Raw genomic sequence first — 18,553 nt, forward strand, 5'->3', positions numbered from 1 at the left:
GGTAGAACGGCGCGTCGCGCTCGTCGAGCACCTTCGTGAACGGCTTGTGCCAGCTGAGACCCTCGCGTGCGAGCCGCCCCCAGAAGCCTTCGTAATCCTGCTCGGCCTCGGCGGCCAGCGCGCGGTAGGCCGGCATGCCGGAAATGGTCGCCGCCTTCTCGAGCGCCTCGGGCGGCGCAAACTGACGGGTTTCGTGAAGAACCGATTCAATCGCAGACATCGACTACCCCTTGGTGAACATGAATCCTCTGCATGGCGGCGCGATCGTGCGCGCCGCGCGTCTTGGCCGGCGCATGCGCGCCGCTGTCTCCCACTCACCCGCGCGCGGCCCGCAGGCTGCACGCGATGCTGCGCCGCACCACGTCATGCGACGGTGGACGTACGGCCCGGCGATATCCACGATAAGCGCTCGAACTTACCCGTCACTTACGCGGCATCACCGTTTGGCACGCCAGCGCCGCCTTGCGGTCGGCTGCATGACAGCCGGCTTTACGCTGTTACAAACGCGACCCTACAATCCTAACTGAACTCGCCCCCCGGACTCCAGCTTGAATCGCTACGCCCTCTTCCTCATCCTGTCGATGCTGTTTGTCGGCAGCAACGTCGGTATCGGTAAATCCATCGTCGTCTTCGTCCCGGTCGCCATCCTCGCCACGCTGCGCTTCGTGATCGCGATCGCCGTGCTGTGGCCGCTGTTCAGCCCGGTGAAGATGCGCGCGGTCCGGCGCGCGGAATGGCTGAACCTGTTCCTGCAGGCATTCTTCGGCACTTTCATGTTTACGCTGCTGATGCTCAATGGCGTGCAGCGCACGAGCGCCGTCGCGGCCGGCGTGATCACGAGCACGATCCCGGCCATCGTCGCGCTGTTCGCCTGGCTGATCCTGCGTGAAAAACCGAACGGCCGTGCGCTCGTGTCGATCGCGCTCGCGATCGCCGGCGTCGTGACGATCAACCTCGCCAACGGCACCGCAGGCGGCGCGTCCGCGCACGGCGCCGGCGGCACGTCGTCCGGCTCGCTGACCGGCAACCTGCTGATCCTCGGTGCCGTGTGCTGCGAATCGATCTACGTGATCCTGTCGCGCCGGCTCACGCAGACGCTCGCGCCGATCGACATCTGCGCGTACACGCACCTGTTCGGCCTGTGCCTGATGCTGCCGCTCGGCGCCTCGGCGCTGTGGCATTTCGATTACGCGAGCGTGCCGGCCGGTACATGGGCGCTCGTCGTCTGGTACGGGCTGTCGGCCAGCATCTTCTCGTTCTGGCTCTGGATGAAGGGCATCCGGCATGTGCCGGGCAGCCTCGCCGGCGTGTTCAGCGCGGTGCTGCCGGTCGCCGCCGCCGCGTACGGCATCGCGTTCCTCGGCGAACGTCCGACACTCGCGCACGGCATCGCGCTCGCGTGCGTCGTCACCGGCATCGTGCTCGCGAGCCTGCGCGTGAAACGCGCACCGGCCGCCGCATCCTGATCCGTCCCCGGCAGCCCCGGCGCGTCGCTGCAGTCGCGCCGGCCGACGCGTTACAATAGCGCGCCTTTTCAAGATTACCCCCGATACCTGCGCACAGCGCCCGACCCTTCAATATGTCTGCCCCGCATTCGCCCGGCTCCATCCGTCGTCCCCTGCGCCCGCTGCCCGCACTGATCTTCATGAGCCGCTGGCTCCAGGTTCCGCTTTACCTGGGCCTGATCGTCGCGCAGGCCGTCTACGTGTTCCTGTTCCTGAAGGAAGTCTGGCACCTGCTGTCGCACGCGACCGGCCTCGACGAGGTCAGCGTGATGCTCGCGGTGCTCGGCCTGATCGACGTGGTGATGATCTCGAACCTGCTGATCATGGTGATCGTCGGCGGCTACGAGACGTTCGTGTCGCGCCTCGGCATCGAGGGCCATCCCGACGAGCCCGAGTGGCTCGACCATGTGAACGCGGGTGTGCTGAAGGTCAAGCTGTCGATGGCGCTGATCAGCATTTCGTCGATCCACCTGCTGAAGACCTTCATCAACCCGGACCAGCACACGACGCACGCGATCATGTGGCAGGTGATCATCCACGTGTCGTTCCTGGTGTCGGCGCTCGTGATGGCGTGGGTCGACCGCCTGACGACGCACACGCACCCGGCCCATTTCCACGAGTCGCACGCGCCCGTAGCGACCGTGTCCCGCAAGCCGGCCGAAGCCGCCGTCAACGCATAAACGCATTCCCCACAGTCCCCACAGAGTCTCAGCCATGACCGTCATCAAACAGGAAGACCTGATCCAGAGCATCGCGGATTCGCTGCAGTACATCAGCTACTACCACCCGCTCGACTACATCCAGGCCCTCGGCCGCGCGTACGAGCTGGAAGAGAGCCCGGCCGCGAAGGACGCGATCGCGCAGATCCTCACGAACAGCCGCATGTGCGCGGAAGGCCGCCGCCCGATCTGCCAGGACACCGGCATCGTCACGATCTTCGTGAAGGTCGGCATGGACGTGCGCTGGGACGGCGCGACGATGGGCCTCACCGACATGATCAACGAAGGCGTGCGCCGCGGTTACACGCACCCGGACAACGTGCTGCGCGCATCGATCGTCAATCCGCCGGAAGGCGCCCGCAAGAACACGAAGGACAACACGCCGGCCGTGATCCACTACGAGATCGTGCCGGGCGACAAGGTCGACGTGCAGGTCGCGGCGAAGGGCGGCGGCTCGGAGAACAAGTCGAAGTTCGTGATGCTGAACCCGTCCGATTCGATCGTCGACTGGGTGCTGAAGACGGTCCCGACGATGGGCGCGGGCTGGTGCCCGCCGGGCATGCTCGGGATCGGCATCGGCGGCACCGCCGAAAAGGCGATGCTGATGGCGAAGGAATCGCTGATGGAGCCGATCGACATCCAGGAAATCATCGCGCGCGGCCCGAAGGACTGGGTCGAGGAACTGCGCGTCGAGCTGCACGAGAAGGTCAACGCGCTCGGCATCGGCGCGCAGGGCCTCGGCGGCCTCGCGACCGTGCTCGACGTGAAGATCATGGCCGCACCGACGCACGCGGCGTCGAAGCCGGTCGCGCTGATCCCGAACTGCGCGGCGACGCGTCACGCGCACTTCGTGCTCGACGGCTCGGGCCCCGCGAAGCTCGAGGCGCCGTCGCTCGACGCCTGGCCGAAGGTCCAGTGGGAGCCGAACACCGAAACCAGCAAGCGCGTCGACCTGAACACGCTGACGCCGGAAGAAGTCGCGAGCTGGGCGCCGGGCCAGACGCTGCTGCTGTCGGGCAAGATGCTCACGGGCCGCGACGCCGCGCACAAGCGCATCGCCGACATGCTCGCGAAGGGCGAGAAGCTGCCGGTCGACTTCACGAACCGCGTGATCTACTACGTCGGCCCGGTCGATCCGGTGCGTGACGAAGTGGTCGGCCCGGCAGGCCCGACGACGGCCACGCGGATGGACAAGTTCACCGAGACGATGCTCGCCCAGACCGGTCTGATCTCGATGGTCGGCAAGGCCGAACGCGGCCCGGTCGCGATCGACGCGATCAAGAAGCACAAGGCGGCATACCTGATGGCGGTCGGCGGTGCGGCTTACCTCGTGTCGAAGGCGATCCGCGGCGCGAAGGTGCTCGCATTCGAAGACCTCGGCATGGAAGCGATCTACGAGTTCGACGTGCAGGACATGCCGGTGACGGTGGCCGTCGATTCGTCGGGCACGTCGGTGCACCAGACCGGTCCGAAGGAGTGGCAGGCGAAGATCGGCAAGATCCCGGTCGCAACCGCTTAAGCGCGCGGCTACGAAAGGCCGGACGGATGTCCGGCCTTTTTACTTCTCATTCTCATTATTGCGCGCGGCCCGTTATCCAGGGCTGATTCTCATTACCCGCAAAAGGCAGGCCCGACAAGGCTTCGAGGCTTGGCTTTTCTCGTTCGAGCGATTATCGTTCGGTTTCTGAAGCCCCACTGAACAAGGAACAGCCATGCAAGGCGACAAGAAAGTCATCGAATACCTGAACGCCCAACTGAAGAACGAACTCACGGCGATCAACCAGTACTTCCTGCATGCGCGCATGTACAAGCACTGGGGCCTCGAGAAGCTCGGCAAGCACGAATACGACGAATCGATCGGCGAAATGAAGCACGCCGACTGGCTGATCGAGCGCGTGTTCATGCTCGACGGCCTGCCGAACCTGCAGGACCTGCACAAGCTGCTGGTCGGCGAGGAAACCGAAGAGATCCTGAAGTGCGACCTGAAGCTCGAGCAGATCTCGCAGTCCACGTGCAAGGAAGCGATCGCTTACTGCGAATCGGTGCGTGACTACGTGTCGCGCGAGATCTTCGAAAAGATCCTCGACGACACCGAAGAGCACATCGACTGGCTGGAAACGCAGATCGACCTGATCGGCAAGGTCGGCCTGCAGAACTACCAGCAGACGATGATGGGTTCGCCCGAGTAACTGCCGCACGCGCCACGACCGCCACCTCGCCGTCCGCATGACGATGACGAACCAGCCAGCCGCTTCCGGGGCCCACCCCGCCGCCCCCGTCGGAATCTTCGATTCGGGGCTCGGCGGCCTGTCGGTGCTGCGCGCCGTGCGCGCGCACCTGCCCGGCGAGTCGTTCGTCTACGTCGCCGATTCGCACCATGCACCGTACGGTCCGCGCGACGAGGCGTTCATTACGGAACGTACGCTGGCCATCGGCGAGTGGCTCGCCCGCGAAGGGGCGAAAGCGCTCGTCATCGCGTGCAACACCGCCACGGCGCGGGCGATCGCGGCCATCCGCGAACGCCTGTCGATACCGCTCGTCGGTGTCGAGCCGGGCATCAAGCCGGCCGCCGCGCTGTCCGCGACCGGCGTCGCGGGCGTCCTCGCCACGCAATCGACCCTGAACAGCCCGCGCTTCCAGGCGCTGCTCGACCGCTACGGCGCCGGCCGCCGCTTCATCTGCCAGCCCGGCCACGGGCTCGTCGAAGCGATCGAACGCGGCGACACGAACTCGCCCGCCTTGCGCGCGTTGCTCGAGCGTTACCTGCAGCCGATGCTCGACGACGGCGCCGATACGCTCGTGCTCGGCTGCACGCACTACCCGTTCTTCACGGAAACGATTCGTGACCTTGTAGGCGACCGCCTGACGATCGTCGACACGAGCGACGCCATCGCGCGCCAGCTCACGCGGGTGCTCGACGAACGCGGCCTGCGCGCGCCGGCCGGCACGCGTCCCGCACCGCCGCGTTTCTGCTCGACGAGCGACGGCCTGCAACTGCGCGCACTCGCGTCGTCGCTGCTCGGCCTCGACGCGCCGGTCGAATCCGTCACCATTTCCTCGCCGAACGCGCGCGCCTGCGCGACCGCCTGACGCGGGCCGGCACACCGCCGGTTCGCCCTCTCCCGCCACACCCTCCGCTTCAAGGGTCCGATGACTTTAAAAAAAGCCGAACCCAGGCTTGTCAACGTCCGCAAATTTAATGATAATAATTCGCATTAACGTTAGCTATCGCAACTCATCATGATCGTCTGCGTGTGCAAGTCTGTTTCCGATCGCAAGATTCGCGCGTCCCTCGCCGAGGGCGTGAGTTCGTTCGATGAACTCCAGTTCGAACTCGGCGTGGCCACGTGCTGCGGCAAGTGCGAGGAGTCCGTCCGCGACCTCATGGCCGAGCAAGGTGTCTGCGCGAGCCGGTGCGGCGTCGAGCACCACGCTCACCCGATCCCGGTGACGTTCTACGACCGCAAGGCCGCCTGAGCGCAGCCGAGCGTACCCATGCGGCCGCGGCCGCATTTGATGTCTGACCGTCAGCAAGCCACCTTCCACGCGAGCCAGCGGCTTACCTGCCAAGGAGCCTGTCATGGAATTGCTGATCGGATTTGTCACCACCGTGTGCATCTCGCTGCTGATCTTCCGCAAGTAATACCGATTCACCCGCCGCGCCCCGGGTGCGACGTCGTTCTTTCAAGCTAACATGCAGGCTTCGCAATCCGCTCCTGCCGGTGTCTTGCCGGCTGCCTCACGTATGAATCCCCGGGTCATCACCGTCGCGGTCGGTGTGCTTGCCGCACACGCGATCATGCTGACGGCCGCCTGGCTCCATCGCAACGCGCCGCCGCCGAAGGAGATCGAGGTCCAGTCGATCACCGCGCAACTCATTCCGCCGGCGCCTGCCGCCCAACCGGTCGCGGTCCAATCGGCCGCGCGGCCCGCGCCATCGAAACCCGCGCCGCGCGAGAAGCCCAAGGTCGAGCCGAAGCCCGTGCAGAAGGCGGTCAAGCCGACGCCTCAGCCGGTCGCGCAATCCCCGTCGCCGACGCCCGCGCCGGCGGCTGCCGATCCGACACCCGCTCCCGCCGCACCGGCTCCTGCTGCGCCGGCCGCCGCACCCGGCCCGGCTCGCGAGACGATGCAGGTCAGCGCGCCGAAGAACGTATCGGCACTCAGCTGCAATTTCGTGAAGCCCACCTATCCGTCGATGTCGCGCCGCCGCGGCGAAACGGGCACGGCCTATGTTCACTTCATCATCGGCGTGACGGGCAAGATCGAAAGCGTCCAGTTGCAGAAGAGCAGCGGCTACCCGCGTCTCGACGAAGCCGCGCTCGAGGCGACGCGCGCCAGCACCTGTCCGCCGTACATCGAGAACGGGCAAGCGATTCGCGCCGCCCATACGCTGCCCTTCAACTTCACGCTCGACGATTAACCCGCCTCATTCGGAAGATTCAAAGGAAACAAAAATGCAAAGCTACGGTATCGCGCACGTCTGGGCGCAAGGTGATTTCGTCACGCGCGCCATCGCGATCACGCTGCTCGTGATGTCGGTCCTGTCGTGGATCGTGATCATCGTCAAGGGCTGGAACGTGATTCGCCTGAACCGTCTCACGAAGAATGCCGAGCAGGCGTTCTGGCATTCGGACGATTTCGACGACGGCATCAAGAAGCTCGGCCTCGCCGCATCGACGCCGAGCGACAACCCGTTCCTCGCGCTCGCGCTGTCGGGCAAGGAAGCCGCCGATCACCACCATCAGACGCAACCGCACCTGCACGACCGCATGGACGTGTCGGACTGGGTCACGCGCTGCCTGAAGGACACGATGGACGAAGGCATCTCGCGCATGCAGGCCGGTCTCGCGATTCTCGCGTCGATCGGCAGCACGGCGCCGTTCGTCGGCCTGTTCGGCACGGTCTGGGGCATCTACCACGCGCTGCTCGCGATCGGCGCAACCGGCCAGACGTCGATCGACCAGGTCGCGGGTCCGGTCGGCGAATCGCTGATCATGACGGCCTTCGGCCTGTTCGTCGCGATTCCGGCGGTGCTCGGCTACAACGCACTGACCCGCGCGAACAAGGGTGTCGTCAGCAAGCTGCGCCGCTTCGCGCACGGTCTGCACGCATACTTCGTGACGGGCGCACGCCTCGCGTCGTCGTCGACCCGCGACGGCCTGCGCCTTGCCACGCGCGCCAGCTGAGACGGGGTGAACCATGGCAATGAACACCGGCTTCAGCGATGACGACGACGACGGCGTGATGAGCGAGATCAACATGACGCCGCTCGTCGACGTCATGCTCGTACTCCTGATCATTTTCCTCGTGACGATCCCGGCGATGCAGCACGCGGTGAAGATCGACCTGCCGCACGCAAGCAGCCAGCCCGTCGACGAGAAGCCGCAGACGGTCGACGTCGCGATCCAGGGCAACGGCACGATCCTGTGGAACGACCAGACGGTCACGCGCGAGCAGTTGCAGGCGCACATCGCGGAAGCGGCCCAGCATCAGCCGCAACCGGAGTTGCACCTGCGCGCCGATCGCAAGGTTGCATACGAACGCGTGGCCGAAGTGATGTCCGATGCGCAGGCCGGCGGCCTGACAAAACTCGGCTTCGTGACGGAGCCGACCGCGAAGGCGAAGTAACGCACACGCGTTTCATTACGCGACGGTTGCCCAGGCGGCCGTGCCTGGCCGGCCGCGCCTCGCCGGCCGCGCACAAAGTAAAAGGCCCTCATCGCCAGATGAAGGCCTTTTTTGATGCGCACGCGGGCGCCTTCGGGCGGCGGGCTCTTCGGCGGTATCGGTTGCGCCTGGAGCAACGCAAATGCGGCTACCGTGGTCTGCACGGACTGCGCGTTCTGCCCTATCTGGCTCACAATATATGCGGCCACCTGATTCCGCTCACAACTTCCTTCGCGAAATGGGATTTCAATATAGGCCCGCTCGTGTAGGCATTCAAGGTCCCGGCGATTGAAACTTGCGATTGCAGGCGGCGCTTCAATGACAAAACAAATTTGCCACGACGCCCATCTTGCATTCAGGTGGCCGAAGCATCGGCCGCCGCGGCTTCCTTCTTCGCGCGCTCGGGGCAGCCCGGCTGCTTGTATTCGCCGTGGTCGAGCTTCTCGACCAGATAGTCGACGAACGCGCGCACCGCGGGCGGCATCCCCTGCCGCGACACGAACACGGCATAGAGTTGCGGCACCGGCAGCGTCCAGCCCGGCATCACCGGCGACAACTGCCCCGCGCGCAACGCATTGCCGTACATCATCTCGGGCAGCGCCGCGATGCCGAGGCCGTCGAGCACGGCCTCGCGGATCGTCATCAGGTCGGCCGTCACGAGCCGCGGATCGTGCTCGTGCAAGTGACGCGTGCCGTCCGGCGCGATCAGGCTGAATACGTGCCGCCCGTCGACGCTCGGCGTATCGAGCGTCTCGAAATGCGCCAGATCGTCCGGCACGAGCGGCGGCGCATTCTGGTTCAGCAGGCTCGGTGCGCCGACCAGCATCTGCTCGGTCCGCCACAGCGGCCGCACGACGATGTTCGCGTTCTGCGGCGGCTCGGAGCGCACACGCAACGCGACGTCGATCGAATCCTCGAACAGGTCGATCACGCGATTGGTCACGCGGATGTGCACCTTCACCTCGGGATAGCGGTGCAGGAATTCGGGGAGGATGCGCGACAGCATGGTCTGCGACAGCGTCACGGGGACGCTCACGCGCACCGAGCCGCGCGGCGACGCACGCAGCTGCTGCACGGCATTCATCGCGGCCTGGGCTTCGGCGAGCATCGCCTGGCAATGCTGGTAGAACAGCTCCCCCGCCTCGGTCAGCGCGAGCTTGCGCGTCGAGCGCTGCAGCAGGCGCACGCCGAGCGCCGCCTCGAGTTCGGTCAGGCGCCGCGACAGGCGCGATTTCGAGATACCCAGCACGCGTTCCGCCGCCGAGAAACCGCCGTGTTCGACGACCTGCGAAAAGTACATGAGGTCGTTCAGGTTGTGTGCATCGATGTTCATGTCATCGTTCCAATTTCAGAACAATCCATTGCGAACCGCCGCAAATCGGACGGTAAAACGCCCAATATAATAGCGCTATGTTTCAAAAATAACGCTATTCCGATGACATCGAGGGCTTTTGCATGACGACCGCTCGCTCGCTTGACCGCACGTACCCCGCGCTTCGCACGACCGAAGGCGGCGGCTTCGTGGTTCACCGCCCGTTCCCGACCCGACTGCTGATGGATTTCGATCCGTTCCTGCTGCTCGATGAAATGGGCCCCGTCGACTATGCCCCTGGCGAAGCCAAGGGCGCGCCCGACCATCCGCATCGCGGCTTCGAAACAGTGACCTACGTGCTCGACGGGCGCTTTCGCCATCGCGACTCGGCCGGCCATGCCGGCACGCTCGGGCCCGGCGACGTGCAGTGGATGACGGCCGGCGCGGGCGTCGTGCACAGCGAAATGCCGGATCCCGAGTTCGCGCAGGCAGGCGGACGCTCGCACGGCTTCCAGCTGTGGGTCAACCTGCCGCGGCGCGACAAGCTGATCGCACCGCGCTACCAGGAGATCTCGGCCGACCGCATCCCGAGCGCGACGTCGCCGGACGGCCGCGCACAGGTCCGCGTGATCGCCGGCGAGGCATTCGGCGTGCGCGCCGCGATCGAGACGCGGACACCGATCCTCTACCAGCATTTCACGCTGCAACCGGGCGCAACGGTCACGCAGCCGGTGCCGCCGGGGTATCGCGTATTCGCCTACCCGCTCGACGGAGCGGGCCGCTACGGGCCCGACAGGCAGCCCGTCGACGCACGGCACATGATCGTCTACGGTGACGATGGCGACGCGGTGACGTTCGAAGCCGGCGATACGCCGCTCGACCTGCTGTTGATCGGCGGCGTGCCGCTCAACGAGCCGATCGTCCGCTATGGCCCGTTCGTGATGAATACCGAGGAAGAGATCCGGCAGGCGGTCGTCGACTACCAGACCGGCCGCATGGGCCGCATCGAAGCGTAACGCCCGATCGGGGGCGCAGGTGCCGCGACACGGCTCATTTTGCGTCACAATGACTTCTTGAGCCATGTGGCTGCCCGCCACCAGAAGGAACCCGTCCCCTTGAACTTCGAACATCTGATCCAGATCAACTCCGACGACCCGGCCGTGCCGTCCCTGACCCGCGACCAACTGTGGGAAGGCCTCGTGCTGCGCGCCGAACAGCCGCAGCTGTTCGTGATCGGCCTCGACAGCTGCGTCGTCCACGAACGGACAGACACCACGCTCGAACGCGAGCTGCACTACGGGCATGCGACCGTGCGCGACCGCGTGACGTTCACCCCGAACCAGCAGGTGCGCTACGACATCCATGCGGCCGGCGGCGAAATCGGCGGCTCGCTGACGATGACGATCGAGGAGCGCGACGATCACGAGCTGTTCCTGCGCTTCGAATACCGCACGACGCTGACCGTGGCGGACGACAGCGAGGAAGCGCGCCAGACGCACGGCATCGTCAAGGAAGCGTATCGCACGTCGGACATCGACACGGTGCGCCTGATCCGCGAATACGCACAGGGACGCAAGAACCCCGACCCGCTCCACTGACGTCGACGGCGGCCTGCGGGCCGCCCTTTGATTCAAGCTATCGGATTCGCCACATCGATCGATAAAGAGTTTTTGTAAATGGGAATAGTTATCATTTAGAATTCATTCCATCGTATCGACAGTCACCGATCAACCGAATGACCGACACCACGCGCCCGACCACGCTGACCTTGCGCCGCACGACCGGCACCGCAAGCGCCAACCGTCAGAAGACGGCAGCGGTCACGACACCGGCGAAACCCGCCGGTAGCCGCGATGCCGGCACCCGGACCCTCAGCAGCGATGCGCTGCTGCAAGGCCACAGCCACATCAGCATCGCGCATAACGGAGAGACATATCAGTTGCGGGCCACGCGGCTCGGCAAACTGATCCTGACGAAGTAACGACAGAGTATTGTGGGGACCACCTCCCTGAGAGGTGTTGGGCAGTAGCCAGCGTAACGGCTTGCACGCGAGATCTAGACCCCTTCGTGCAAACACACTCAAGCAGCCGTTGCAGCAAGCCAAGCCACTTTTTTGGTTCTCGCACAAGGAAGAAAAAAAGCGACACGTCGAAGGACGTGTCGCTTTTTTGTTAGGGCACCGGCACGGATGCAAAGGAAAAAGGAACAAGCATCGCGACTGTCGGCACTGCGGCTTCAGCGCGTTCCGGAACCCGGCAGCGGAACACCCTCGCCTGCCGATCCGGAACGCGGCCGCAAGGGCCTTCAAGACCGCATCAGAAACCCCAGAACATCAGCCACCAGGCGCTGTCGACCACGGCCAGGCCGGCCGCGAACCACGCGAATGCAGCCAGCCGGCGCGGCCATGCCGCATAGCGCCCCGTCACCTTCCATGCGAGCCAGGCACTCCATGCGTTCGCGCCGACCAGAATCGCGATGCGCACGTCGGTTGCCCAGCCGAGCGGCACGTGCTCGGCCCGCAGCAGCGACAGCGTCGTCGCCGACAGCCCGAGGAACACGCCGGCGCCCGCGATCGGGATCAGCGCCTGCGCGAGATGATGGAGACGCACGCGGTCGAAACGGCCGAGCATCAGCGTCGCGCCGGCCAGCAGCACGAGCAGCGCGGTGCCGTACACGAGCCCCGTGCCGACGATGTAGCCGACGATCAGCCCGCCGTCGAGCCACGAGAACACGTCGTTGCGATCCGGATAGTGCGTGAGCAGGAACCACGGCGCATTGGTCTCGAGCGGCCACGTGATGTCGCGGTCGATCAGCCAGCCCGCGAGCCACTGCTTGATCTGCACGAACCACGGGCTGACGGTCCAGTGGAACGCACCGATCGCGACGCCGAGCAGGCCGTACAGGATCAGCGCCGTGTCCCACGGATTCGCCTGCTGCGCGCCGAGGCTCACGACCTCGTCGGACGGCGAGCGCCACGACAGCGCGATAGCGTCGCGGTGCCCGCTGCAGCGGCCGCACATGTGGCATGCGGCGGCGCCCTTCATGTTGCGCAACGGCACGAGCGGCGCGCAATTGATCGGAATCACGCGATGCCCGTGCTCGCCGTTCTTGTACGAGCGACGCCAGGCATCCTCGTCGACCTTGTAGCGCATCGGCGCGAGCCGCGCGAGCAGCCCGAACACACCATTGACCGGGCACAGATACTTGCACCACACGCGCTTCTCGCGACCGTACAGCACGCCGATCACGATCGCACCGACGGTCGAGCCGCCGAGCACGAACAGCACCGCGAGCGGGTACTGGTACACGCTCACCATCTGCCCGTAGATCGTCGTGAGCCCGAACGCGACGAACGGCCAGCCGCCCCACCGCATCCAGCGCGGAATCGCGCCGCCGCGGCCGAACTTGCTCGCATATTCGGTCAGCGCGCCTTCCGGGCACAGCACGCCGCACCAGACGCGGCCGAGCATCACCATCGACAGCAGCACGAACGGCCACCAGATGCCCCAGAACACGAACTGCGCGATCAGCGTGAGATTGCTCCACAGGTGCGCGGAATCGTCCGGCAGCGGCAACACCGCCGGCACGATGATCAGGAATGCGTAGACGCCGACGACGACCCACTGGATGCCGCGGATCACCGCGCCGTGGCGCTGCATCCACTGGCCGGCCTGCGCGAGCCAGCCCGGCTTGGCTGCGGCGACAACGCTCATGCCGCTCGACCTGCAGGAACGACCGGACGGCGGCTCGCGCGCTTCATCAGCAGCCAGACCACCGCCCAGTACACCGCGTAGGCGATCAGGTTGGTCAGCGCCGGGTGCGCGCGATAACCGGTCAGCGTCGCGACGAGCGAACCGAACGTGCCGGAATCATCGAGGATCCCCGACGTGTCCCACACTTGCGAGATGCCGAGCGGCAGGATTTCCTTGTCGATCAGCTTGTCGACGCCGGTCTGGAACAGGCCCGCACCGAGGAACAGCAGCATCACTTCGGTGACGCGGAAGAAATGCCGCCACGAGAAGTACTTGCCGCCGAGCTGCAGCAGATAGAACGTGAGGAACGCGAGGCCGAGGCCGATCACGACCGCGAACATCTGGCCGCCGTCCACGTGCCCCGACTGGCCGAAACCGAGGCCGTACAGGAAGATCACCGTCTCGCTGCCTTCGCGTGCGATCGCAAGCGCGACCAGCACGGCGACGCCCCACCAGTTCGAATCGCGCGTGCTCTGCTGCAGCGACTGCTCCATGTCACGCTTCAACGTGCGGCCGTGCCGGCGCATCCACAGCACCATCTGCACGATCAGCACGCACGCGATCAGCACCATCGCGGTCTGGAAATAGTCCTGCGCGTCGCCGGACAGCACTTCGGTGAAGCCGACGAGCGCGGCGCCCAGACCGACGGCCATCAGCAGGCCGACTGCCACGCCCGTCCACAGAAAGGGCAGGCCGCGGCGCGCGTCGTCGTCGCCGTTCTTCAGCCATGCATAGAGGATGCCGACGACGAGCAGCGCTTCGACGCTCTCCCGCCAGACGATGAACAAGATCTGACCCATTGAATTCTCCTGACGTGCGGGGCACCGCATGCGTATGCCCGCCCGCAGATAAAACGCATTACTTCGCGACGATCACGCCCTGTGCCTGCTGGTGGAAATCGTCGAAAAACTTGTATTCGCCCGGCGACAGCGGGGCGACGACCACGAACGAATCGGCGCCCGGCGCGAGCACCTTCTCCTTGCGCAACTGCACGCTCTCGAATTCGGCGGCGCCCTTGCCGGTATTCTTGATCTCGATCTTGAAGCGCTGGCCGGCCGGCACTTCGATACGGGCGGGATTCAGCTTGCCGTCCGTCATCTCGAGCTTGAACGTCGGCAGATCGGCGGCATGCGCCGCGCCGGCGAGCCACAGCGCGGCGGCTGCGGCGACGATTTTCTGGGGAAATTTCATTCTGGGTTCTCTACGCCGACGGCGCGCCGAAGCGCGCCGTCCGTGATGCCACCGATCAGTACCCGCCCTTCTTGCCGATGCCGGCGAACGGGAAGTCGTATTCGAGGGTGATGGGCTTGAACCACGCGCCCACGCCCGTTTCCTTGTCGACGTGACGGCCGAACGCCATGTGGCCCGACTGCATCGGCGGCTTGACGGTCATCGTCAGGTGGTACTTGCCCGGGCCGGCCAGCTTCACGTTGTCGCCGTAGTGCGGGCCGTCGCTCGCGACCATGCCCATCAGGTCGCCTTCGGCCTTCCACTTCGTGTCACCCTGCTTCGTCAGCTTGTACGTGACCTGCAGGTACGGCATCCAGTCGCCTTCCGCGAAACCCGTCGGGTTGTTCTTGACCGCGTGGATGTCGGCCTCGAGGTGGATGTCGGAATCAGACGCCTTGCGCATCATCCCTTCCGGATCCATCGAGATCGGCTGCAGGTACACCGCGCCGATTTCCATGCCGCCCTGGATCTGCTGCTTGCCGATCGGATATTCGGCTGCCGTTGCCGACATCGCGGCAAGCGCCGCCGCTACCGCAACCGACGTGCGGATGAACGAAGAACCCAACATGGACACTCCTTGTTATTTGTCTGGTGACTTGCGCGCCGCCCGCCACGACCGCGCGCCGGAAACACTAACGCAACGAATAACGTTAATGCGAACTATTCTCAATACTTGCGGAGTTTAGCACCGAACCGGCTTCGGAACAAACGAGACACCGTGTAAACCCCTGATCCGACAAGGCTTACAACGGTGTTACCGAAAGGTTTCAGTGACGTTTGGAAAGATTTACCGGCCGCCGTTGACGTGGTCGCCCACGTTCGCGCCGAACACGCGTTCACGCAGCAGCGCAAGCTGGTCGCGCGTCGCCGCGGCCTTTTCGAACTCGAGGTTCTTCGCGTAGTCGGCCATCTGCTTTTCGAGACGCTTGATCTCTTTCGCGATCTGCTTTTCCGACATGTCCTCGAACTTCGCGCGTTGCTGCGCTTCCTTCAGCTCGGCGCGCGCGTCGTCGGCGTTGTAGACGCCGTCGATGATGTCCTTGATGCGCTTCACGACGCCGCGCGGCGTGATGCCCATCTTCTCGTTGTGCGCGATCTGCTTCGCGCGGCGCCGCTCGGTCTCGCCGATCGCGCGCTTCATCGATTCGGTCATCGTGTCGGCATAGAGGATCGCCTTGCCGTTCACGTTGCGCGCCGCGCGGCCGATCGTCTGGATCAGCGAGCGCTCGGCGCGCAGGAAGCCTTCCTTGTCCGCGTCGAGAATCGCGACGAGCGACACTTCCGGAATGTCGAGGCCTTCGCGCAGCAGGTTGATCCCGACCAGCACGTCGAACGTGCCGAGCCGCAGGTCGCGGATGATCTCGACCCGCTCCACCGTGTCGATGTCGCTGTGCAGGTAGCGCACCTTGACGCCGTGGTCGGCCAGGAACTCGGTGAGCTGCTCGGCCATCCGCTTCGTCAGCACGGTGATCAGCACGCGCTCGCCGGCGTTCACGCGCGCGTTGATCTCGGTCAGCACGTCGTCCACCTGCGAGCTTGCCGGGCGCACTTCGATTTCCGGATCGACGAGCCCGGTCGGCCGCACCACCTGCTCGGCCACCTGCCCCGTCACACGCTGCTCGTAGTCGGCGGGCGTCGCCGACACGAACACCACCTGGCGCATCTTGCGTTCGAACTCCGGGAACTTGAGCGGCCGGTTGTCCAGCGCCGACGGCAGCCGGAAGCCGTAGTTGACGAGGTTTTCCTTGCGCGCGCGGTCGCCGTTGTACATGCCGTTCAACTGGCCGATCAGCACGTGCGATTCGTCGAGCAGCATCAGTGCGTCGGGCGGCAGGTAGTCGACGAGCGTCGGTGGCGGCTCGCCGGGCGCGGCACCCGAGAAGTGCCGCGAGTAGTTCTCGATGCCCTTGCAGAAGCCGAGCTCCTGCAGCATCTCGAGATCGAAGCGCGTGCGCTGCTCCAGACGCTGCGCCTCGACGAGCTTGCCGTCGCCGTGGAAGAACTCGAGGCGCTCGCGCAATTCGTCCTTGATCGTCTCGACCGCACGCATCACGGTGTCGCGCGGTGTCACATAGTGCGACGACGGATACACGGTGAAGCGCGGAATCTTCTGCCGCACGCGCCCGGTCAGCGGGTCGAACAGCTGCAGCGTCTCGACCTCGTCGTCGAACAGCTCGATGCGCACGGCCAGCTCAGCGTGCTCGGCCGGGAAGATGTCGATCGTGTCGCCGCGCACGCGGAACGTGCCGCGCTGGAAGTCCTGTTCGTTGCGCGAGTACTGCATCGCGATCAGCCGCGCGATCACGTCGCGCTGGCCGAGCTTGTCGCCGGTGCGCAGCGTCAGGATCATCTGGTGGTATTCGGACGGGTTGCCGATACCGTAGATCGCCGACACCGTCGCGACGATCACCACGTCGCGACGCTCCATCAGGCTCTTGGTCGCCGACAGCCGCATTTGCTCGATGTGCTCGTTGATCGACGAATCCTTCTCGATGAACAGGTCGCGCTGCGGCACGTACGCTTCCGGCTGGTAATAGTCGTAGTACGACACGAAGTACTCGACCGCGTTGCGCGGGAAGAACTCGCGGAACTCCGCGTAGAGCTGCGCCGCGAGCGTCTTGTTCGGCGCGAACACGATCGCCGGGCGGCCGAGCCGCGCGATCGTGTTCGCCATCGTGAAGGTCTTGCCCGAACCGGTCACACCGAGCAGCGTCTGGAATGCGAGGCCGTCGCCGACACCTTCGACGAGCGTTTCGATCGCGGTCGGCTGGTCGCCTGCGGGCGGATACGGTTGGTACAACTGGAACGGCGACCCTTCGAAGGTCACGAATTTCGATTCGTCGAGCGCGTCGCCGACTTCGGCGTGATGTTCGGACATGGAGTGCGGCCGGAGCGAGGGCAAAAAAACTATTCTAGCGCTTCGCGGCGTTGCGAACCGCTGACGGCTCCTGACGCGCGGCAACCGTCCGAAATCGCAATTCGCCGCGCAATCGCCGCCTCCGGCAGCGTGAATTCGCTACAATATCAGGCTGCTGCGCTTTCCGGCGCCGTGCCCGTTGGCGCGCGGTCCGCTGCGCCCGCCCCGCCGGCTGAAAGCCTGACCCTCTTTTCACTACTGCCGAATCATCATGTCGCTCTTCTCCGCTGTCCAGCTTGCTCCCCGCGACCCGATCCTGGGCCTGAACGAAGCCTTCAACGCCGATACGCGCCCGACCAAGGTCAACCTCGGCGTCGGTGTGTACACGAACGAAGAAGGCAAGATTCCGCTGCTGCGCGCCGTTCGCGAAGCGGAAAAGGCCCGTGTCGACGCCGGTCTGCCGCGCGGCTACCTGCCGATCGACGGGATCGCCGCGTACGACGCAGCGGTGCAGAAGCTGCTGCTCGGCAACGATTCGCCGCTGATCGCCGCGGGCCGTGTGGTCACGGCGCAGGCACTGGGCGGCACCGGCGCACTGAAGATCGGCGCCGACTTCCTGCGCACCGTGAACCCGAACGCGAAGGTCGCGATCAGCGATCCGAGCTGGGAAAACCACCGCGCGCTGTTCGAAGCGGCCGGCTTCGAAGTCGTCGCATACCCGTACTACGACGCCGCCACCAACGGCGTGAACTTCGAAGGCATGCTGTCGGCGCTGAACGGCTATGCGGCAGGCACGATCGTCGTGCTGCACGCGTGCTGCCACAACCCGACCGGCGTGGACCTGACCGAAGCGCAATGGCAGCAGGTCGTCGACGTCGTCAAGGCGCGCAACCTCGTGCCGTTCCTCGACATGGCCTACCAGGGCTTCGGCGAGAACATCGAGGCCGATGCCGCCGCGGTGCGTCTGTTTGCCGCGGCCGACCTGAATGCGTTCGTGTCGTCGTCGTTCTCGAAGTCGTTCTCGCTGTATGGCGAGCGCGTCGGCGCGCTGTCGATCATCACGTCGAGCAAGGAAGAAGCGACGCGCGTGCTGTCGCAACTGAAGCGCGTGATCCGCACGAACTACTCGAACCCGCCGACCCATGGCGGCGCGGTCGTCGCGGCCGTGCTCGCATCGCCGGAACTGCACGCTTCGTGGGTGCAGGAACTCGGCGAAATGCGCGACCGCATCCGCGCGATGCGCAACGGTCTCGTCGAGCGCCTGAAGGCGAGCGGTGTCGATCGCGACTTCAGCTTCATCAACGCGCAGCGCGGGATGTTCTCGTATTCGGGCCTGACCTCGGCGCAAGTCGATCGCCTGCGCGATGAGTTCGGCATCTACGCAGTCGGCACCGGCCGGATCTGCGTTGCAGCGCTGAACACGCGCAACCTCGACGCGGTCGCCAATGCAGTCGCGGCGGTCCTGAAGTAAGTCGGCGTCTGCGGGCGGCAGCCCGCCCTGCCGAAAC

The 18,553-nt window shown here is 65.3% G+C and carries 20 protein-coding genes; 13 read left to right on the plus strand and 7 right to left on the minus strand.

The window, feature by feature from the left end; genetic code table 11:
* Positions 1 to 220, minus strand: a 220-nt coding sequence (locus tag U5771_RS33550; protein ID WP_322027918.1) for an acetyl-coenzyme A synthetase N-terminal domain-containing protein, incomplete at its 3' end; no start/stop codon positions are given.
* Positions 221 to 548: 328 nt separating this feature from the next.
* On the opposite strand from U5771_RS33550, the gene U5771_RS33555 reads away from it, so the two are divergent.
* The 9 genes from U5771_RS33555 (at position 549) to U5771_RS33595 (ending at position 7,855) form a co-directional block, all read left to right on the plus strand.
* On the plus strand, positions 549 to 1,466 hold the full coding sequence (locus tag U5771_RS33555) for a DMT family transporter (protein WP_322027919.1): 918 nt from the start codon (positions 549 to 551) through the stop codon (positions 1,464 to 1,466).
* 113 nt (positions 1,467 to 1,579) lie between these two features.
* The gene (locus U5771_RS33560; protein WP_322027920.1) at positions 1,580 to 2,185 is read left to right on the plus strand and encodes a TIGR00645 family protein; all 606 of its coding nucleotides are present in this window, start codon (positions 1,580 to 1,582) and stop codon (positions 2,183 to 2,185) included.
* A gap of 34 nt (positions 2,186 to 2,219) precedes the next feature.
* Positions 2,220 to 3,743 (plus strand): fumarate hydratase, encoded by a 1,524-nt coding sequence (locus U5771_RS33565; protein WP_011657442.1) that lies wholly within the window; start codon positions 2,220 to 2,222, stop codon positions 3,741 to 3,743.
* A gap of 193 nt (positions 3,744 to 3,936) precedes the next feature.
* Positions 3,937 to 4,413, plus strand: a complete 477-nt coding sequence (bfr, locus tag U5771_RS33570) for a bacterioferritin (protein ID WP_011352652.1) — start codon at positions 3,937 to 3,939, stop codon at positions 4,411 to 4,413.
* Positions 4,414 to 4,450: 37 nt separating this feature from the next.
* A complete protein-coding gene (murI, locus tag U5771_RS33575; RefSeq protein ID WP_322027921.1) occupies positions 4,451 to 5,314 on the plus strand; it encodes a glutamate racemase in 864 nt (287 codons plus the stop codon).
* Positions 5,315 to 5,464: 150 nt separating this feature from the next.
* A complete protein-coding gene (locus tag U5771_RS33580) occupies positions 5,465 to 5,701 on the plus strand; it encodes a bacterioferritin-associated ferredoxin (RefSeq protein ID WP_011885486.1) in 237 nt (78 codons plus the stop codon).
* Positions 5,702 to 5,918: 217 nt separating this feature from the next.
* Complete coding sequence (locus U5771_RS33585; RefSeq protein WP_322027922.1) at positions 5,919 to 6,647, plus strand: energy transducer TonB; 729 nt, start codon at positions 5,919 to 5,921, stop codon at positions 6,645 to 6,647.
* 34 nt (positions 6,648 to 6,681) lie between these two features.
* Positions 6,682 to 7,413 carry a MotA/TolQ/ExbB proton channel family protein gene (locus tag U5771_RS33590; protein ID WP_322027923.1) on the plus strand — a complete coding sequence of 244 codons (732 nt, stop codon included), beginning with the start codon at positions 6,682 to 6,684 and terminating at the stop codon, positions 7,411 to 7,413.
* A 13-nt stretch (positions 7,414 to 7,426) separates the two neighbouring features.
* Positions 7,427 to 7,855 carry an ExbD/TolR family protein gene (locus U5771_RS33595; RefSeq protein WP_006754473.1) on the plus strand — a complete coding sequence of 143 codons (429 nt, stop codon included), beginning with the start codon at positions 7,427 to 7,429 and terminating at the stop codon, positions 7,853 to 7,855.
* A gap of 394 nt (positions 7,856 to 8,249) precedes the next feature.
* Here U5771_RS33595 and U5771_RS33600 read toward each other — a convergent pair whose 3' ends face one another.
* The gene (locus tag U5771_RS33600; RefSeq protein ID WP_322027924.1) at positions 8,250 to 9,227 is read right to left on the minus strand and encodes a LysR family transcriptional regulator; all 978 of its coding nucleotides are present in this window, start codon (positions 9,225 to 9,227) and stop codon (positions 8,250 to 8,252) included.
* A 122-nt stretch (positions 9,228 to 9,349) separates the two neighbouring features.
* Here U5771_RS33600 and U5771_RS33605 point away from each other — a divergent pair, with 122 nt between their 5' ends.
* From U5771_RS33605 to hemP, 3 genes are all read left to right on the plus strand, one after another.
* Positions 9,350 to 10,222, plus strand: coding sequence for a pirin family protein (locus U5771_RS33605; RefSeq protein ID WP_322027925.1), 873 nt, complete (start codon positions 9,350 to 9,352; stop codon positions 10,220 to 10,222).
* Between the two features lie 99 nt (positions 10,223 to 10,321).
* A complete protein-coding gene (locus tag U5771_RS33610) occupies positions 10,322 to 10,804 on the plus strand; it encodes an SRPBCC family protein (protein WP_322027926.1) in 483 nt (160 codons plus the stop codon).
* Positions 10,805 to 10,941: 137 nt separating this feature from the next.
* Complete coding sequence (gene hemP / locus U5771_RS33615; protein ID WP_039322336.1) at positions 10,942 to 11,187, plus strand: hemin uptake protein HemP; 246 nt, start codon at positions 10,942 to 10,944, stop codon at positions 11,185 to 11,187.
* A gap of 334 nt (positions 11,188 to 11,521) precedes the next feature.
* Here hemP and U5771_RS33620 read toward each other — a convergent pair whose 3' ends face one another.
* The 5 genes from U5771_RS33620 to uvrB form a co-directional block, all read right to left on the minus strand.
* Positions 11,522 to 12,919, minus strand: coding sequence for a 4Fe-4S binding protein (locus U5771_RS33620; RefSeq protein ID WP_322027927.1), 1,398 nt, complete (start codon positions 12,917 to 12,919; stop codon positions 11,522 to 11,524).
* Positions 12,916 to 13,758, minus strand: coding sequence for an FTR1 family iron permease (locus tag U5771_RS33625; RefSeq protein WP_322027928.1), 843 nt, complete (start codon positions 13,756 to 13,758; stop codon positions 12,916 to 12,918). The genes U5771_RS33620 and U5771_RS33625 overlap by 4 nt, the downstream gene beginning before the upstream one ends.
* A 58-nt stretch (positions 13,759 to 13,816) precedes the next feature.
* Positions 13,817 to 14,149, minus strand: coding sequence for a cupredoxin domain-containing protein (locus U5771_RS33630; protein WP_057929471.1), 333 nt, complete (start codon positions 14,147 to 14,149; stop codon positions 13,817 to 13,819).
* 55 nt (positions 14,150 to 14,204) lie between these two features.
* Positions 14,205 to 14,756, minus strand: a complete 552-nt coding sequence (locus U5771_RS33635) for an iron transporter (RefSeq protein ID WP_124489781.1) — start codon at positions 14,754 to 14,756, stop codon at positions 14,205 to 14,207.
* Between the two features lie 219 nt (positions 14,757 to 14,975).
* A complete protein-coding gene (gene uvrB / locus U5771_RS33640; RefSeq protein WP_322027929.1) occupies positions 14,976 to 17,066 on the minus strand; it encodes an excinuclease ABC subunit UvrB in 2,091 nt (696 codons plus the stop codon).
* 250 nt (positions 17,067 to 17,316) lie between these two features.
* On the opposite strand from uvrB, the gene U5771_RS33645 reads away from it, so the two are divergent.
* The gene (locus U5771_RS33645; protein WP_322027930.1) at positions 17,317 to 18,516 is read left to right on the plus strand and encodes an amino acid aminotransferase; all 1,200 of its coding nucleotides are present in this window, start codon (positions 17,317 to 17,319) and stop codon (positions 18,514 to 18,516) included.
* The last annotated feature ends 37 nt before the right edge of the window (positions 18,517 to 18,553 follow it).

Source organism: Burkholderia sp. BCC1977 (assembly GCF_905339595.1).
GTDB lineage: Bacteria > Pseudomonadota > Gammaproteobacteria > Burkholderiales > Burkholderiaceae > Burkholderia.

What these genes read in the sequence shown, in the direction of transcription:
- U5771_RS33560 (WP_322027920.1), top strand. Translation starts at nt 1,580, where the DNA reads ATGTCTGCCCCGCATTCGCCCGGCTCCATCCGTCGTCCCCTGCGCCCG.
- U5771_RS33565 (WP_011657442.1), top strand. Translation starts at nt 2,220, where the DNA reads ATGACCGTCATCAAACAGGAAGACCTGATCCAGAGCATCGCGGATTCG.
- bfr (WP_011352652.1), top strand. Translation starts at nt 3,937, where the DNA reads ATGCAAGGCGACAAGAAAGTCATCGAATACCTGAACGCCCAACTGAAG.
- murI (WP_322027921.1), top strand. Translation starts at nt 4,451, where the DNA reads ATGACGATGACGAACCAGCCAGCCGCTTCCGGGGCCCACCCCGCCGCC.
- U5771_RS33580 (WP_011885486.1), top strand. Translation starts at nt 5,465, where the DNA reads ATGATCGTCTGCGTGTGCAAGTCTGTTTCCGATCGCAAGATTCGCGCG.
- U5771_RS33585 (WP_322027922.1), top strand. Translation starts at nt 5,919, where the DNA reads ATGCAGGCTTCGCAATCCGCTCCTGCCGGTGTCTTGCCGGCTGCCTCA.
- U5771_RS33590 (WP_322027923.1), top strand. Translation starts at nt 6,682, where the DNA reads ATGCAAAGCTACGGTATCGCGCACGTCTGGGCGCAAGGTGATTTCGTC.
- U5771_RS33595 (WP_006754473.1), top strand. Translation starts at nt 7,427, where the DNA reads ATGGCAATGAACACCGGCTTCAGCGATGACGACGACGACGGCGTGATG.
- U5771_RS33600 (WP_322027924.1), bottom strand. Translation starts at nt 9,227, where the DNA reads ATGAACATCGATGCACACAACCTGAACGACCTCATGTACTTTTCGCAG.
- U5771_RS33605 (WP_322027925.1), top strand. Translation starts at nt 9,350, where the DNA reads ATGACGACCGCTCGCTCGCTTGACCGCACGTACCCCGCGCTTCGCACG.
- hemP (WP_039322336.1), top strand. Translation starts at nt 10,942, where the DNA reads ATGACCGACACCACGCGCCCGACCACGCTGACCTTGCGCCGCACGACC.
- U5771_RS33620 (WP_322027927.1), bottom strand. Translation starts at nt 12,919, where the DNA reads ATGAGCGTTGTCGCCGCAGCCAAGCCGGGCTGGCTCGCGCAGGCCGGC.
- U5771_RS33625 (WP_322027928.1), bottom strand. Translation starts at nt 13,758, where the DNA reads ATGGGTCAGATCTTGTTCATCGTCTGGCGGGAGAGCGTCGAAGCGCTG.
- U5771_RS33630 (WP_057929471.1), bottom strand. Translation starts at nt 14,149, where the DNA reads ATGAAATTTCCCCAGAAAATCGTCGCCGCAGCCGCCGCGCTGTGGCTC.
- U5771_RS33635 (WP_124489781.1), bottom strand. Translation starts at nt 14,756, where the DNA reads ATGTTGGGTTCTTCGTTCATCCGCACGTCGGTTGCGGTAGCGGCGGCG.
- uvrB (WP_322027929.1), bottom strand. Translation starts at nt 17,066, where the DNA reads ATGTCCGAACATCACGCCGAAGTCGGCGACGCGCTCGACGAATCGAAA.
- U5771_RS33645 (WP_322027930.1), top strand. Translation starts at nt 17,317, where the DNA reads ATGTCGCTCTTCTCCGCTGTCCAGCTTGCTCCCCGCGACCCGATCCTG.